At 66.3% G+C, this 15,171-nt stretch carries 10 protein-coding genes and 2 riboswitches; of the genes, 1 reads left to right on the top strand and 9 read right to left on the bottom strand.

Annotated features, from left to right (window positions below; genetic code table 11):
• Positions 1-101 precede the first annotated feature (101 nt).
• The 8 genes from LJ656_RS11750 to LJ656_RS11715 form a co-directional block, all read right to left on the bottom strand.
• Positions 102-1,862 (bottom strand): thiamine pyrophosphate-binding protein, encoded by a 1,761-nt coding sequence (locus tag LJ656_RS11750; RefSeq protein WP_230509591.1) that lies wholly within the window; start codon positions 1,860-1,862, stop codon positions 102-104.
• 192 nt (positions 1,863-2,054) lie between these two features.
• Complete coding sequence (locus tag LJ656_RS11745) at positions 2,055-3,443, bottom strand: L-serine ammonia-lyase (protein WP_230509590.1); 1,389 nt, start codon at positions 3,441-3,443, stop codon at positions 2,055-2,057.
• A 27-nt stretch (positions 3,444-3,470) separates the two neighbouring features.
• Positions 3,471-4,601: an alginate lyase family protein gene (locus tag LJ656_RS11740; protein ID WP_230509589.1), complete on the bottom strand. Its 1,131-nt coding sequence runs from the start codon at positions 4,599-4,601 to the stop codon at positions 3,471-3,473.
• Positions 4,602-4,733: 132 nt separating this feature from the next.
• Positions 4,734-7,670, bottom strand: coding sequence for an aminomethyl-transferring glycine dehydrogenase (gene gcvP, locus LJ656_RS11735; RefSeq protein WP_230509588.1), 2,937 nt, complete (start codon positions 7,668-7,670; stop codon positions 4,734-4,736).
• 93 nt (positions 7,671-7,763) lie between these two features.
• On the bottom strand, positions 7,764-8,144 hold the full coding sequence (gcvH, locus tag LJ656_RS11730; protein ID WP_230509587.1) for a glycine cleavage system protein GcvH: 381 nt from the start codon (positions 8,142-8,144) through the stop codon (positions 7,764-7,766).
• Between the two features lie 62 nt (positions 8,145-8,206).
• On the bottom strand, positions 8,207-9,325 hold the full coding sequence (gcvT, locus tag LJ656_RS11725; protein WP_230509586.1) for a glycine cleavage system aminomethyltransferase GcvT: 1,119 nt from the start codon (positions 9,323-9,325) through the stop codon (positions 8,207-8,209).
• Positions 9,326-9,405: 80 nt separating this feature from the next.
• A riboswitch (glycine riboswitch) is annotated at positions 9,406-9,580 on the bottom strand.
• Between the two features lie 22 nt (positions 9,581-9,602).
• A riboswitch (glycine riboswitch) is annotated at positions 9,603-9,704 on the bottom strand.
• A 168-nt stretch (positions 9,705-9,872) separates the two neighbouring features.
• Positions 9,873-10,223 (bottom strand): hypothetical protein, encoded by a 351-nt coding sequence (locus tag LJ656_RS11720; protein ID WP_230509585.1) that lies wholly within the window; start codon positions 10,221-10,223, stop codon positions 9,873-9,875.
• 221 nt (positions 10,224-10,444) lie between these two features.
• On the bottom strand, positions 10,445-11,494 hold the full coding sequence (locus tag LJ656_RS11715; protein WP_230509584.1) for an oxidoreductase: 1,050 nt from the start codon (positions 11,492-11,494) through the stop codon (positions 10,445-10,447).
• Positions 11,495-11,826: 332 nt separating this feature from the next.
• Here LJ656_RS11715 and LJ656_RS11710 point away from each other — a divergent pair, with 332 nt between their 5' ends.
• A complete protein-coding gene (locus LJ656_RS11710; RefSeq protein WP_230509583.1) occupies positions 11,827-13,911 on the top strand; it encodes a UvrD-helicase domain-containing protein in 2,085 nt (694 codons plus the stop codon).
• Between the two features lie 164 nt (positions 13,912-14,075).
• On the opposite strand, the gene LJ656_RS11705 is transcribed toward LJ656_RS11710, so the two are convergent.
• Entirely contained in the window at positions 14,076-14,981 is a 906-nt protein-coding gene (locus LJ656_RS11705) for a c-type cytochrome (protein ID WP_230509582.1), read from the bottom strand.
• Positions 14,982-15,171 lie beyond the last annotated feature (190 nt).

The raw sequence follows: 15,171 nt of genomic DNA, 5'->3' as shown, positions 1-15,171 counted from the left end.
AAGCGTAGTGCCCGTCCAAGGCTCACCAAAGCGCCTACGGGTGATTAACCCGCAGGCTTCGCGCGTGGTGTGCCCCTTCACCACGCATGCCGCGCACCCCCCTACTCCCCCCGCATCTTCCTCCCCTGCTCGCGAATCTGTTCGAGCGTCGCCGCCGGCGTGCTCGCTTCCTGCGGCATCCGGATCTCGATCAACGCCGGCAATTGCGACGCGAGCGCGCGTTCCAGCGCCGGCAGAAAATCCTCAGTGCGCTCGACCGTTTCCCCATGCGCGCCGAACGAGCGCGCGAACGCCGCGAAGTCCGGATTGGTGAGACCGGTGCCATGCACGCGATGCGGATAATGCCGCTCCTGGTGCATGCGGATCGTGCCGAAGTGGCTGTTGTTGACGACGATGAACAGCACCCGCAGGTCGTACTGCATCGCGGTCGCCAGTTCCTGCGCGGCCATCATGAAGCAGCCGTCGCCGGCCAGCGCGACCACCGCGCGCTGCGGATACAGCGACTTGGCCGCGACCGCGGCCGGCACGCCGTAGCCCATCGCGCCGCTGGTCGGCGCGAGTTGCGAGCGAAAGTGTCGATACGAAAAATGCCGATGCAGCCACGTCGCGTAATTGCCGGCGCCGTTGGTCAGGATTGCGTCGTCTGGCAGGTGCGCGCGCAGCTGCTGGATCACTTCGCCCATCTGCACGTCGCCCGGAATCGCGCGGGGCTTGCGCCATTCCAGATACGCGCGATGCGCTTCCTCAGCGGCCCCGGCCCACGCGAGCTTCCCGGATGACGACGCCGGTTTCAGCTCCGCGAGCATTGCCGCCAACTCAGGCATCCCGGAGACGATCGGGAGATCGGCCGCATACACGCGGCCCAATTCTTCCGCGCCCTGATGCACATGCACCAGCGTCTGCTTCGTTTTCGGAATGTCGAGCAGCGTGTAGCCGTTGGTGGTCGCCTCGCCGAGACGCGGCCCGAGCGTCAACAGCAGATCGGCATCGCGGATGCGTTGCGCGAGCGCGGGATTGATGCCGAGACCGACATCGCCTGCGTAGTTCGGATGCTCGTTGTCGAACGTATCCTGGAAGCGGAATGCGAGGCCGATCGGCAGTTGCCACGTTTCGATAAAGCGACGCAGGTCCGCGCATGCGGTCGAAGTCCAGCCGCTGCCGCCGGCTATCACCATCGGCCGTTGCGCGCGTTCAAGCAACTCGCGCAGCTTCTCGATCTGCGCGGCCGACGGCGACGCCGCCACGCGCTGATAGGCAGGCGCGCCGGGCACCGCGTCGCACGCGTCGCTCAGCACGTCTTCCGGCAACGACAGCACCACCGGTCCGGGCCGTCCCGACGTCGCCGTATGAAACGCATGGCTCAGATACTCGGGGATCCGTTTCGGGTCGTCGATCTGCGCGACCCACTTCGCCATCTGCCCGAACATGCGTCGGTAGTCGATTTCCTGAAACGCCTCGCGATCGAGATGCTCGCGCGCGCACTGCCCGATCAGCAGGATCATCGGCGTCGAATCCTGAAACGCGGTGTGCACGCCGATCGACGCATGCGTCGCGCCCGGTCCGCGCGTGACCAGCGCAACGCCCGGGCGCCCGGTCAGCTTGCCGACCGCTTCGGCCATGTTGGCGGCCGCGGCTTCGTGACGGCAGACGATCGTCTGAATTCGCCCGGTCTCGTCGTGCAGCGAATCGAGTACCGCGAGAAAGCTTTCGCCGGGCACGCAGAAGACGCGTTCGACGCCATGCGTGAGCAACGCATCGACGACGAGCCGCGCGCCGGTCGTACGAGCATCGGCGGAAGTGGGAGCGGAACTGGCGGAGGAATTGACGGCGGAATTTGCAGCGGGAGCATTCGGCAGCGACATTACGGAGAAACCTCCTGGCAGTGCATCAGTGCGATGGATGGAGCCGCCTCGACGCGACGTGTTGCCGCGGCCGATCGGCGCTTCGACAGCTTACGCCGCGGACGTGGGCGCTGTCATGGCGCAGCGCATAAACAAAAACGCGGACCCGAAGGCCCGCGTTTCTCACCCGCTATCAAACACCGCGCACGCGGCTCAACACTCGACGATATTCACCGCCAACCCGCCGCGCGAGGTTTCCTTGTACTTGGTCTTCATATCGGCGCCGGTCTCGCGCATCGTCTTGATCACCGAGTCGAGCGACACGTAGTGGCTGCCGTCGCCGCGCAGCGCCATGCGCGCGGCGTTGACCGCTTTCACCGACGCCATCGCATTGCGTTCGATGCACGGAATCTGCACCATCCCGCCGACCGGATCGCAGGTGAGCCCGAGGTTGTGCTCCATGCCGATTTCGGCGGCATTCTCGACCTGCTTCGGCGTGCCGCCCATCACCGCGGCGAGCGCGCCCGCGGCCATCGAGCACGCGACGCCGACTTCGCCCTGGCACCCCACTTCCGCACCGGAAATCGACGCGTTCAGCTTGTACAGAATGCCGATCGCGGCCGCGGTCATCAGGAAGTCGATCACGCCCTGCTCGTTCGCGCTCGGCATGAAGCGCGTGTAGTAATGCAGCACCGCCGGAATGATGCCGGCCGCGCCGTTGGTCGGCGCGGTGACGACCCGGCCGCCGGCGGCGTTTTCCTCGTTGACGGCGATCGCGTACAGATTGATCCAGTCGACCATCGACAGCGGGTCCTGCAACGCGCGCTCCGGATGCCCGGTCAACGCGCGATACAGCTGCGGCGCGCGCCGCTTCACCTGGAACGGGCCGGGCAGATTGCCGTCGGCATCGGGGTTATTGATCCCGCAGCCGCGCGATACGCACGATTGCATCACGTCCCAGATCTTCAGCAGCCCCGCGCGGGTTTCTTCCTCGCTGTGCCACACGCGCTCGTTTTCCCACATCAGTTGCGCGATGCTCTTGCCGGTCGACTCGCACAGCGCGAGCAATTCATTCCCGCTGCGAAACGAATGCGGCAACTGGTCGACCGCGGACAGCACCTTCGTATTCGGCGCGCCGGCCGTCACGACGAAGCCGCCGCCGACCGACAGATAGGTCGCCTCGCGCAGCGTCGCGCGTTGGGCGTCGAACGCGTACAGCTTCAGGCCGTTCGGATGCTCGGGCAGCGCCTGACGATAAAACGCGATGTGCTCCTTGTGCACGAACGGCACCTCGTGCGTGCCCAGCAGCGCGAGCTTGCGCGACGTGCGCACCGCGTCGAGCCGTTGCGCGATCGTGTCCGGATCGACGGTATCGGGCGCGTCGCCGAGCAGGCCGAGCATCACGCCGCGATCCGTGCCGTGGCCCTTGCCGGTCGCGCCGAGCGAGCCGTACAGCTCCGCTTTGACCGAAGCAACCTTATCGAGCAGCCCGTCGCGCTCAAGTCCCTGGACGAACATCAGCGCCGCGCGCATCGGTCCGACCGTATGCGAACTCGACGGACCGATGCCGATTTTGAAGAGATCGAAAACGCTGACTGCCATCTACTGCTCCTGCCGATAAGTGAAGGGTTAGCGCGCCGGCAGCGGCAGACACACGGCGAGCCACGCGGGCGGCGTCGGTGCTAGCTGCAGCGCGACTGGCGTAAAGCGTCCATCGAGACGCGCCGCCAGGTGAAACAGTTCCGTCGCGTTCTTCGGGTCCCACTGACCCGAATAGCCGGGCAAGCCGGCTTCGCGACGTTTCGCATCGAACGGCACGTTCGAATGCACGAATTCCTCGTGGGTCTGGCTGCCGGTCGCGAACGGCACCAGCCAGTTCAGCGCGGCGAGCAGCGTCGCGCCGTTGGCGCCCTTTTCCTGCAGCCAGTTGCGGTTGTGACGGCGCGCGGCGAGCGCGGCAGTGACGAGCGGCTGCAGGTCGTAGGTCACGTAGTGCAGCGCGTCGCGTTCGCCGAAGTCGATCGTGGCGCCGTCCGGCGCGATGTTGTCGCCGATGTGCTCGACGAACAGCCGCTGCGCGGTATTGATCATCTTGCGGTTGTCGAGCGTGAACGCGGCCATCGCGATCAGCTTGATCCGGTGACTCTGCCAATTGTTGCGGAAGGTGCCGGTCAGCGGCCGTGGCTGCGCGTCGATCTGCTCGATGTAGCCGTTCGCGAGCCTGGTCAGGAACGCCATCGCCGCGTTGCGGGTTTTCACCGGCAGCGCGCTGGCGGTCATGTCGTACGCGAGGATCAGACCTTCGAAATGGGTTTCGTCAATCGGATTGAAGCTCGGCTGATAGGTCGTGACCCATGCATACAGCAGCCGGTCGACCAGCTTCAGGAACCGCTCGTCACTGGTCGCGCGCCACGCGAGCGCGGCGTCGCGCAGCAGATCGAGATCCTTTTGCGCTTCGACGCTCTGATCGTAGATGCCTTCGTGCGGCAGCGTGCCCTCGGTATGCAACTTCGCGAGCGCGTGCGGCTGCTCGTTCAGACGGGCCTGCACGTTGCTGACGAGTGCTTTCACGCCGGGGTCGGCATTGGTGCGCTCGCTGGTCTGCAACGCGGGCGCCGCGCAGAAATTCATCGCGGCCTGCGCTTCGCGCAGCGGCAGCAGCGTTGCCGCGCCGGCCAGCAGCACCGCGCAGGTGGACCGCCACGAATGGGCTGGGATGGCTTCGGGCCGGCTTTGCATCGATCGCACCTGTCGCGCCATGCGGAACTCCTCGTTAGGCTGATTCGGTGTGTGATGTTAGCCGGTTGCGGGCGCGAACAACAGAAGCGCCCGTCGCCCGCCCCGGCATACTGCTGCCGGAACCGGCGACGGGCGCCGCGCGCGCTGTCGCGCTTACTCGTAGTCGGCGATCGGCACGCAGGAGCAGAACAGGTTGCGGTCGCCGTACACGTTGTCCGCGCGGCCGACCGGCGGCCAGTACTTCTTCGCGATCAAGGTGGGCAGCGGATACGCGGCGGTTTCGCGCGAGTAGCCGTGCTTCCAGTCGTCGGCGACCACCACCGCCGCGGTGTGCGGCGCGTGCTTCAGCGGATTGTCCTCGCGATCGGCGCGGCCTTCCTCGACCGCGCGGATTTCCTCGCGGATCGCGATCATCGCTTCGATGAAGCGGTCGAGTTCTTCCTTCGACTCCGACTCGGTCGGCTCGACCATCAGCGTGCCCGGCACCGGGAAGCTCATCGTCGGCGCGTGGAAGCCGTAGTCGGCGAGGCGCTTGGCGACGTCGTCGACGGTGATGCCGCTGGTTTCCTTGATCGGGCGCAGATCGAGAATGCACTCGTGCGCGACGAGGCCGCCGGGGCCCGAGTACAGCACCGGATAGTGCGGCGCGAGCTTGTTGGCGACGTAGTTCGCGTTCAGGATCGCGGTTTCGGTCGCGGCGCTCAGGTTCTTCGCGCCCATCATCGCGATGTACATCCACGAGATCGGCAGGATCGACGCCGAGCCGAACGGTGCGGCCGAGACCGCGCCGATGCCGCTTTCCGCGCGCTGGTAACCCGACGAGCTCTGGTTCGGCAGGAACTGCGCGAGGTGCGCGCCGACCGCGACCGGACCGACGCCCGGGCCGCCGCCGCCGTGCGGAATGCAGAAGGTCTTGTGCAGGTTCAGGTGCGAGACGTCGCCGCCGAACTGACCCGGCGCGCACAGGCCGACCATCGCGTTCATGTTCGCGCCGTCGACGTACACCTGGCCGCCGTGCGCGTGCACGATCTCGCAGATTTCACGGACGTTCTCTTCGAACACGCCGTGCGTCGACGGATACGTGATCATGATCGCCGCGAGTTTGTCCGCGTGTTGCGCGGCCTTCTTCTTCAGGTCTTCAATATCGACGTTGCCCTGTGCGTCGCACGCGACCACGACGACCTGCATGCCGGCCATCTGCGCGGACGCCGGGTTGGTGCCGTGCGCCGAAGCAGGAATCAGGCAGACGTTGCGATGCCCTTCGCCGCGCGACGCGTGGTACGCGTGGATGATCAGCAGACCCGCGTACTCGCCTTGCGAGCCCGCGTTCGGTTGCAGCGACACCGCTGCGTAGCCGGTCGCGGCGACCAGCATTTCCTCGAGCTGATCGATCATTTCGCGGTAGCCGACGGTTTGCTCGGCCGGCGCGAACGGGTGAATCTGGCCGAATTCGGGCCACGTGACCGGCAGCATTTCCGACGTCGCGTTCAGCTTCATCGTGCAGGAGCCGAGCGGGATCATCGAGCGATCGAGCGCGAGGTCCTTGTCCGACAGGCTGCGCAGATAGCGCAGCATTTCGGTTTCCGAATGATGACGATTGAATACGTGATGCGTCAGATACGCGCTGGTGCGTTCGAGCGCGGCCGGCACCGATGCGCGGTTCGCCGTGCTCAACGCGGCGTCGAGCGCGTCGATTTGCGGCACGTCGCTGGAGAAGGCCGCTTGCGCGAACACCGCCAGCAGGTCGGCCAGATCGCCGCGCGTGGTGGTTTCATCGACCGACAGGCCGACTTGCGTCGCGCTCACGCGGCGCAGGTTGATGCGATTCGCGGTCGCCGCGTCGAGCAGCGCTTGCGTGCGCGCGCCGGTATCGAACGTGAGCGTGTCGAAGAAGGTGTCGTTGACGAGCTTGTAGCCGAGTTGCTTCGCGCCTTCGGCAAGCAGCGCGGCGACGCGGTTCACGCGCAGCGCGATCGTCTTCAGACCGCGCGGGCCGTGATAGACCGCGTACATGCTGGCCATGATCGCGAGCAGCGCCTGCGCGGTGCACACGTTCGAGGTCGCCTTTTCGCGGCGGATGTGCTGTTCGCGCGTTTGCAGCGCGAGACGCAGTGCGGGGTTGCCTTGCGCATCGACGGTCACGCCGACCAGACGGCCCGGCATCTGCCGCTTGAATTCGTCGCGCACCGCGAGGTACGCGGCGTGCGGGCCGCCGAAGCCGACCGGCACGCCGAAACGTTGGGTATTGCCGACCGCGACGTCCGCGCCCCATTCGCCCGGCGGCGTCAGCAGCGTCAGCGCGAGCAGATCGGCGGCGGCGACCACGTGACCGCCGGCCGCGTGGATTGCTTCGGTCAGCGCGCGGTAGTCGCGCACGTCGCCGTTCACACCCGGGTATTGCAGCAGCACGCCGAACGCGTTCGCGTTCGCGGCTTCGGCGGCCGGGCCGACCTTCACTTCGATGCCGACCGGCGTCGCGCGGGTCTTCACCACTTCGATGGTTTGCGGCAGCACATCGTCGGCGACGAAGAACACATTCGACTTCGGCTTGCCGACGCGTTGCAGCAGCGTCATCGCTTCGGCGGCGGCGGTCGCCTCGTCGAGCAGCGACGCGTTCGAGATGGCGAGGCCGGTCAGGTCGGTGACCATCTGCTGGAAGTTCAGCAGCGCTTCCAGACGGCCTTGCGAGATTTCCGGCTGATACGGCGTGTACGCGGTGTACCACGCCGGATTTTCGAGCACGTTCCGCAGGATCACCGTCGGCGTATGGGCGTTGTAATAGCCCTGGCCGATGTACGAGCGGAACACCTGGTTCTTGTCCGCCAGCTCGCGCAGCGCGGCGAGCGCTTCGGCTTCGCTCTTCGGTTGCGCGAAGGGGCCGAGCGGCAGCGTTTCGGTGCGCCGGATCGTCTTCGGGATGACGGCGTCGATCAATGCCGCGCGCGACGCGAAGCCGAGGGCTTCGAGCATCGCTTGCTGGTCGGCCGCATCCGGGCCGATGTGCCGTTCGGCGAAGGCGTCGTGCACTTCGAGCGCGGCGAGCGAGAGAGGAGTGCGGTTCATCAGACGATCCGGGTGTTCGAGCTTCATGGGTGTTCCTGGCGATGCGGCGCGCGCTTTTCGCGGGCGCCGCACCTGACGGTTAAAACAGAATGTGACTCAGGCGCTGCGTTAGATGCTGACTCAGGCGCCGATCGACTTCGCGTACGCGTCGGCGTCGATCAGGCGATCCAGCGTCGCGTCGGCGGCCGGCTTGATCTTGAACAGCCAGCTCTCGTACGGCGCGCTGTTGACCGAGTCCGGCGAATCGGACACGGCGGTGTTCGCTTCGATGATCTCGCCCGAGACCGGCGCGTAGATGTCGGAGGCGGCCTTCACCGACTCGATCACGGCGACGGTGTCGCCGGCCGTGACGGACTTGTTCAGTTCCTGGACTTCGAAGAAGACGATATCGCCGAGCGCTTCCTGCGCGTGGTCGGTGATGCCGACGGTCAGCGTGCCGTCGGCTTCGGTGCGAACCCATTCGTGCGATTCGGTGTATTTCAGATCGGCCGGGATGCTCATCGGATGCTCCTATGCGGTTTGTTCGGTGTTGATTGGAATTAGGGGAGGCGTGCGCCGGCCGTTCAGACCGCCAGCACCTTGCCGTTGCGCACGAACGGCAGTTTTACCACGCTTGCGGGACAGGCTTTGTCGCGAATCTGGACGTGCACGGTGTCGCCCGGCTGCACGCCCTTGGGCACGCGCGCGAAGGCGATCGATTCCTGCATCGTCGGCGAGAACGTGCCGCTGGTGATTTCGCCGTCGCCGTGCGCGGTGACGACTTTCTGATGCGCGCGCAGCACGCCGGCGGCCTTGCCGTTGTCCTTCAGCAGGATCAGGCCGACGAAGGCGGCGCGCGAGCCGTCGGCTTCGAGCTTGCCCTTGCCGACGAAGTCGCGCGGCGCGGCGAGGTCGACGGTCCATGCGAGGCCGGCGTCCAGCGGCGAGACGTTGTCGTCCATATCCTGGCCGTACAGGTTCATGCCGGCTTCGAGGCGCAGCGTATCGCGCGCGCCGAGACCGGCCGGTCGCACGCCTTGTGCCTGCAATGCGTTCCACAGCGCTTCGACGTGGGTCGCCGGGACGATGATTTCAAAGCCGTCTTCACCGGTGTAGCCGGTGCGCGCGACGGTCAGCTCGCCGAACGGCGTACCGTCGACGCGCGCCGCGTTGAACGGCTTCAGCGCTTCGGTCGCGGCGCGCGCGGCCGGCACGGTCTGCCAGAACTTTTCGCGGGCGTTCGGGCCTTGCACCGCGACGATCGCCAGATCGCGGCGCGGCGTGATCGTCAGTCCGTATTCGCCTTCGGCGTTGAGCTGGCCGAACCACGCGATGTCTTTGTCCGCGGTGCCGGCGTTGACGACCACGCGGAAGTGGTCTTCGGCGAAGTAATAGACGATCAGGTCGTCGATCACGCCGCCGTTCGGGTTCAGCATGCAGGAATAGAGCGCGCGGCCCGGCGTTTGCAGCTTCGCGACGTTGTTGGCCAGCGCGAATTCGAAGAACGCGCGCACGCGCTCGCCGGTGAAATCGACCACGCACATGTGCGAGACGTCGAACATGCCGGCGTCGGTGCGCACCGCGCGATGTTCTTCGATCTGCGAGCCGTAGTTGACGGGCATGTCCCAGCCGCCGAAATCGACCATGCGGGCGTTGAGCGCGCGGTGAGCGGCGTTGAGCGGGGTGTGTTTGAGTTCGGTCATGGGGCCTCGGGCGTCTCGCGAAACAAAAAAGGCCATGCGGCGCAACGCCTCGCGGCGCTGTGCCTGCGAGTGTGCTGGTGCATGACCCCTCTGTCCTCGATACCTGAGAGATTGCGCTGCCGGGACGGGGGCGTGCTCGCGGGCGAGCCTGCTTGGTCACATCACGGTGAAACGCGCGCCCCTTCGGTGGGCAGCCTGCCAGCGGTGCACGACGTGCGACGCCGATGGCTACTGCCGCTCTCCAGAGTGCGAAAAAACCGCCTTGAAAGCGGGTTTTTCGACGCGGTCGGTCCTTTTGCCTGAGAGTTTGCGGGTGTGCCCCTTCGGCGGCGCGGCCTGCGATTTTTCAGCGGCCAGCGCGCTCTCCCGACGCGTGCGGCGAATTTACGCGACGGCCGGGGGCTTGTCAAATAAAGGCGCTGGCATAGGCGGTGGCGTTCGCGGGGGCGGGCGTTACGCGGCCCTGGCGCGGCGCGAACGCCAAAAAAAAAGCGCGGGACCGTGAGGACCCGCGCTTGTGTCGCGGCTTCGCTTGCTTACTAGCCGATCACTCGCCGATCGCGTGAGCCGCGTTGTCCAGTTCCTGGTTCAGCACCCGCTGTTCTTCGGCCGTCAGACCGCCGCCGTGCTGTGCGGCCATATCGCGCGCTTCCTGGCGGATCGTCTCGAGCCGGTGATGCAGCGACGCGCCTTGCGACGGCGGGTAGTAGCCCTGATTCACGTGGTTGTCGATGCGGCGCGCGAGACTGTCGATGCGGCCATTGACCTGACGCAGGCGCTGATCGGCGATCTGTTGGGCGGTCGGACCCGGATGCGCCGGCGGCGGAGGTGTCACCACGCAGGCGGCGACGGACGTGAGCAGCGCGCACGCGGCAAGGGCACGGATGAAACGAGACATGAATTCTCCCGGAGTCGTTGTCGATTGGGTGGAGCTACGTCGGTAGCAACGGCTGATGGCGGCTGTTCGCTGACCCGGCAGCGGCCGAATTTGTAACGTTATGTTCCTTTCGGAAATGTCAGAAAAGCCCGGTGGGACGGGCTTTCTTGGCCTGGCGGGCCGCGCCGTTTTTGGTACACAAAACGGCGCGGCAGCGCGCGGACACGAGTCCGCGACGGCCTTCAGCGGATGCGCTCGAACGGCAGCCGCACGCCCTGTTCGGAGCTACGCGCGGCGAGATCGATGATCGTCATCACGTCGACCGCGTCCTGAGCGCTGACCGGGAACGCGATGCCGTTCTGGATCGCGTCGGCCAATGCGATGTAGAAGCCGGCGTAGTCGCCGTCGCGAGTCGGCAGTTCGCGCTCGACTTCCTGCTCGCCTTCCAGCACGCGCAAGCGCCCGGCTGTGTTGCCGCCGCCGAAGCCTTCGTCGCCGGGGCGCAAACCGGCTTTCAGCTGGTCTTCCTGGGTGTCGAGTCCGTACTTCAGATAGCTGCCGCGGGTGCCGTGGATCGCAAAGCGCGGACCGGGGATCGCGGTCAGCGCACTCGCGTGCAGCATCACTTCGAAGTCCGGGTAGCCGAGCTGGATGTGCACGTAGTCGGGCGCGCTGGCGTCGTCGCGATGCGCGCGCACCGTCGCCGACACCGTTTGCGGCGGCCCGAACAGCGCGAGCGCCTGGTCGATCAGATGCGGGCCGAGGTCGAACAGCAGACCGCCGCCGCGCGTCACGTCCTCGCGCCAGCGCTGGCGCACGCCGGGCCGGAAGCGGTCGAAATGCGATTCGTAGTGGGTCACGCGTCCGAGCTCGATGCGCGCGAGCAGATCGCGCACGGTCAGGAAGTCGCCATCCCAGCGGCGGTTGTGAAACGGCACGAACAGCTTGCCGCGCGCGAGCGCGATGTTGGCGAGCGTGTGCGCGTCGGCCGCGTTCAGCGTGACCGGCTTGTCGACGACCACGTGCTTGCCGGCTTCGAGCGTGCGGCGCGCGAGGTCGAAGTGGGTGTCGTTCGGCGTCGCGATCACGATGCAGTCGATGTCCTCGAGCGCGAGCAGCGCGTCGAGATCGGCGACGATCTTCGCGTGGGGATAATCCGCGTGCGCGTGTTCGGTCTGGCTGGTGGCGATCGCGGCGACGCTCGCGCGTCCGCAATGCTCGATCACCGGTGCGTGAAAGGTCGCGCCGGCGAAACCGTAGCCCATCAATCCAATCTTTAACGATGCGGACATGCGTGTCTTCCTGCAGGAGCGGCGCGCTGCCTTGCCACCGCGGCGGCGGCGCGCGATGCCGTTATTGTGGCATTTGTGGGATGGACCTGGGGGCGCAGTCGTGCCGCGAGCCATCGTGGGCAAGCGGCACGGAGCCGGCGCGGGTAAGCGGTGGGGGTAACCGTCGCAGGTAACCGTGTTAACATCGCTCCTCTCGCGCAAGACGCGCCCGGACGAATCGCGTACCGCGACTTCGGCCCCGCGCCGCCGCGCAGCATGTCCCCGGGCTGTCGGGCCGGCGCCTCCCGCCGGTAGCCACGACCGTCCTCAACCGTATTACCCATCCACACACGATGTCCGCTGGCCTGAATCCCGCTCAAAGTGAAGCGGTCCGTTATCTCGACGGTCCCTGTCTCGTGCTCGCCGGCGCTGGCAGCGGCAAGACGCGCGTGATCACGCAGAAGATCGCCCATCTGATCGAAGCGAAAGGCTTCGAACCGCGCCACATCGCGGCCGTCACGTTCACGAACAAGGCCGCCGCGGAAATGCGCGAGCGCGTCGGCAAGCTGCTCGAAGGCAAGACGCTGACGACGCCCGGCAAGGAAGGCCGCAAGGTGCCGGTGAACCAGTTGACGGTGTGCACCTTTCACTCGCTCGGCGTGCAGATCCTGCGCCAGGAGGCGGAGCACGTCGGCCTGAAGCCGCAGTTTTCGATCATGGATTCCGACGACTGCTTCGGCATGATCCAGGAGCAGGTCGGCTCGACCGACAAGGGCTTCATCCGCAAAATTCAATCGATCATCTCGCTGTGGAAGAACGGCCTGATCATGCCGGAGCAGGCGATCGCGACCGCATCGACCGAGGACGAGCACCAGGCCGCGATCGTCTATCGCAACTACGTGGCGACCCTGCATGCTTATCAGGCGGTCGATTTCGACGATCTGATCCGGCTGCCGGCCGAGCTGTTCGCGAGCAACGAACAGGTGCGCGACCGCTGGCAGAACAAGCTGCGCTATCTGCTGATCGACGAGTATCAGGACACCAACGCGTGCCAGTACGAACTGGTGAAGCTGCTGGCCGGCAAGCGCGCGGCGTTCACCGCGGTCGGCGACGACGATCAGGCGATCTACGGCTGGCGCGGCGCGACGCTGGAGAACCTCGGCCAGCTCGGCAAGGATTTCCCGCACCTGCATCTGATCAAGCTCGAACAGAATTACCGCTCGACGGTGCGGATCCTGACCGCCGCGAACAACGTGATCGCGAACAACCCGAAGCTGTTCGAGAAGAAGTTGTGGTCCGAGCACGGAATGGGCGACACGATCACCGTGACGGGCTGCAACGATGAGGAGCACGAAGCGGAGTCGGTGGTGTTCCGGCTGTCCGCGCACAAGTTCGAGCGGCGCGCGAATTTCCGCGATTACGCGATCCTCTATCGCGGCAATTTCCAGGCGCGCATCTTCGAACAGGTGCTGCGCCGCGAGCGGATTCCGTACGTGCTGTCGGGCGGCCAGTCGTTCTTCGACAAGGCCGAGATCAAGGACATCTGCGCGTATCTGCGGCTGATCGCCAACGCCAACGACGACCCCGCGTTCATCCGCGCGATCACCACGCCGCGCCGCGGTATCGGCAATACCACGCTGGAGGCGCTCGGCGCGTTCGCGGGGCAGGCGAAGGTGTCGCTGTTCGAGGCGGTCTACATGGGCGGTATCGAGGCGCGCCTGTCGCCGCGCCAGATCGAGCCGATGCGCGTGTTTTGCGACTTCATGCAGCGGCTGACCGATCGCGCGGAGAAGGATGCGGCCGGCACGCTGCTCGACGAGCTGATGGAGGCGATCCATTACGAGGCGTATCTTTACGACGCGTTCGACGAACGTCAGGCGCAGGCGAAGTGGCAGAACGTGCTGGAGTTCATCGAGTGGCTCAAACGCAAGGGCACCAAGGAAGAGCCGCAGGCCGGCAGCGATGCGACCGGCTACGACACCGCCGATGGCCTAGCCGACACCGGCAAGAATCTGCTCGGCCTGATCCAGACCGTCGCGCTGATGTCGATGCTCGAAGGCCGCGAGGAAGATCCGGATGCTGTGCGGTTGTCGACCGTGCATGCGTCGAAGGGGCTCGAGTATCCGCACGTGTTCCTGGTCGGCGTCGAGGAGGGGATCATGCCGCACCGCGGCGGCGCCGACGACGAACCGATCGACGATTCGCGCATCGAGGAAGAGCGTCGCCTGATGTATGTGGCGATCACGCGTGCGCAGCGCAGCCTGCATCTGAACTGGTGCAAGAAGCGCAAGCGTGCGCGGGAGACGATCGTTTGCGAACCGTCGCGGTTTATCAATGAGATGCTGCTCGACGATGCGCCGCCGCCGACCGCCGAAGAGGCGCCGATGTCGCCGAAGGACCGGTTGGCCAGTTTGAAGGCGTTGTTGCAGAAGGCTTGATGCGGGCTCGCGGCTGCGCGGCTCGACGCTCCCAGGTTACGACGCGGCGTGTCCGTCACGCCTGCTGCGCAACGCGCATGAAAAAATCCCTGCAGTGCGTGAGCGTCTGCAGGGATTTTTCATTGGGCGGGTGAAACCGGCGGCCGAAGCGCCAGCCGCTTTACTTACTTCACCGCGCTGACCATATAGTCGACGGCGGCTTTCACATCCGCGTCCGACGCGTTCGAGCCACCCTTCGGCGGCATCGCGCCCTTGCCGTGCAGCGCGTAGTTGTAGACGGTGTCCATCGACTCCTTCAAACGCGGCGCCCAGGCTTCCTTGTCGCCGAACTTCGGCGCGTTCAGCACGCCGGCCGCGTGACAGGCCTGACAGACCGCCTGATACAGCGCCTTGCCGGCCTGCGCCGCGTCCGCGCCGCCTGCGGCAGCCGCCGCGGGAGCCGCGGCTTGCGGCACGCTGGCCAGTGCCGCCACCGCGGCGGCGGCCTGCTGGGCCGCGCCGGCATCCGCTGCACCGGCCGCCGGGCCCGAAGCTGCCGCCGCGCCGGGTGCCGCGGCCGCGCCGGCCGCCGGCTGGGCTGGCTCGGGAAAGCTCGCGCCCGAGTTGTTCGCCATATAGACGACCGCGCGGGCGATTTCGAAGTCGCTGTAGTCGTCGGGGCTGGTGCCGCCGCGCGGCGGCATCGCGCCTTTGCCGGACAGCGCGGTGTGCAGCAGCGTGTCGAAGCCTTGCGCGAGGCGCGGCGCCCAGTCGGCGGTATTGGTGAATTTCGGCGCGCCCGCCGCACCCGATGCGTGGCATGCGGAGCAGACCGCCTTGTAGACTTCCTCGCCGCTCTTGTAGACGCGCGGCGCGTTGGCGTCGCGGATTTCGACCTGTGCGAGCGGATGGATCCGCGAAGCGACATCGGCTTCGGAGAGGGAGTCGGTGCCGGCGCCGGTGCGGGTCGAGTTATCGACGTAGACCGCTAGCAGAACAATGATGATGATCGGCACAGCGAACCCGGCGATGACCGCGGCGATGAGCTGTGCTGGCGTTTTGATCGGGGCTCCGTGTGGTGCTTCGCTCATGCTTGTCTCGTCTCCGTGGGAATTGTGAGCGGTACAGCGCGACGGCAACTTCTTGTTCTTTATCAGGCACGGACGATTATAGACGCAAGATTTCGGCGGCGGCGAGGGGGCTCCGGAGGCTGTTCAGCAGGCGTTTACCCGCAGCGAAGCGGCGGACGACGGGCTGTGTGCAAGGCTTGCGGGGATGGGC

Source organism: Paraburkholderia sejongensis, from assembly GCF_020880815.1.
Classification (GTDB): Bacteria; Pseudomonadota; Gammaproteobacteria; order Burkholderiales; family Burkholderiaceae; genus Paraburkholderia; species Paraburkholderia sejongensis.
The sequence above is the reverse complement of the archived record's forward strand: the minus strand, read 5'-3'. Positions and strand labels throughout refer to the sequence as shown.

Bases quoted from the DNA above. Each gene is read 5' to 3' on its own strand.
- LJ656_RS11750 (WP_230509591.1), bottom strand. From the start codon at position 1,862: ATGTCGCTGCCGAATGCTCCCGCTGCAAATTCCGCCGTCAATTCCTCC.
- LJ656_RS11745 (WP_230509590.1), bottom strand. From the start codon at position 3,443: ATGGCAGTCAGCGTTTTCGATCTCTTCAAAATCGGCATCGGTCCGTCG.
- LJ656_RS11740 (WP_230509589.1), bottom strand. From the start codon at position 4,601: ATGGCGCGACAGGTGCGATCGATGCAAAGCCGGCCCGAAGCCATCCCA.
- gcvP (WP_230509588.1), bottom strand. From the start codon at position 7,670: ATGAAGCTCGAACACCCGGATCGTCTGATGAACCGCACTCCTCTCTCG.
- gcvH (WP_230509587.1), bottom strand. From the start codon at position 8,144: ATGAGCATCCCGGCCGATCTGAAATACACCGAATCGCACGAATGGGTT.
- gcvT (WP_230509586.1), bottom strand. From the start codon at position 9,325: ATGACCGAACTCAAACACACCCCGCTCAACGCCGCTCACCGCGCGCTC.
- LJ656_RS11720 (WP_230509585.1), bottom strand. From the start codon at position 10,223: ATGTCTCGTTTCATCCGTGCCCTTGCCGCGTGCGCGCTGCTCACGTCC.
- LJ656_RS11715 (WP_230509584.1), bottom strand. From the start codon at position 11,494: ATGTCCGCATCGTTAAAGATTGGATTGATGGGCTACGGTTTCGCCGGC.
- LJ656_RS11710 (WP_230509583.1), top strand. From the start codon at position 11,827: ATGTCCGCTGGCCTGAATCCCGCTCAAAGTGAAGCGGTCCGTTATCTC.
- LJ656_RS11705 (WP_230509582.1), bottom strand. From the start codon at position 14,981: ATGAGCGAAGCACCACACGGAGCCCCGATCAAAACGCCAGCACAGCTC.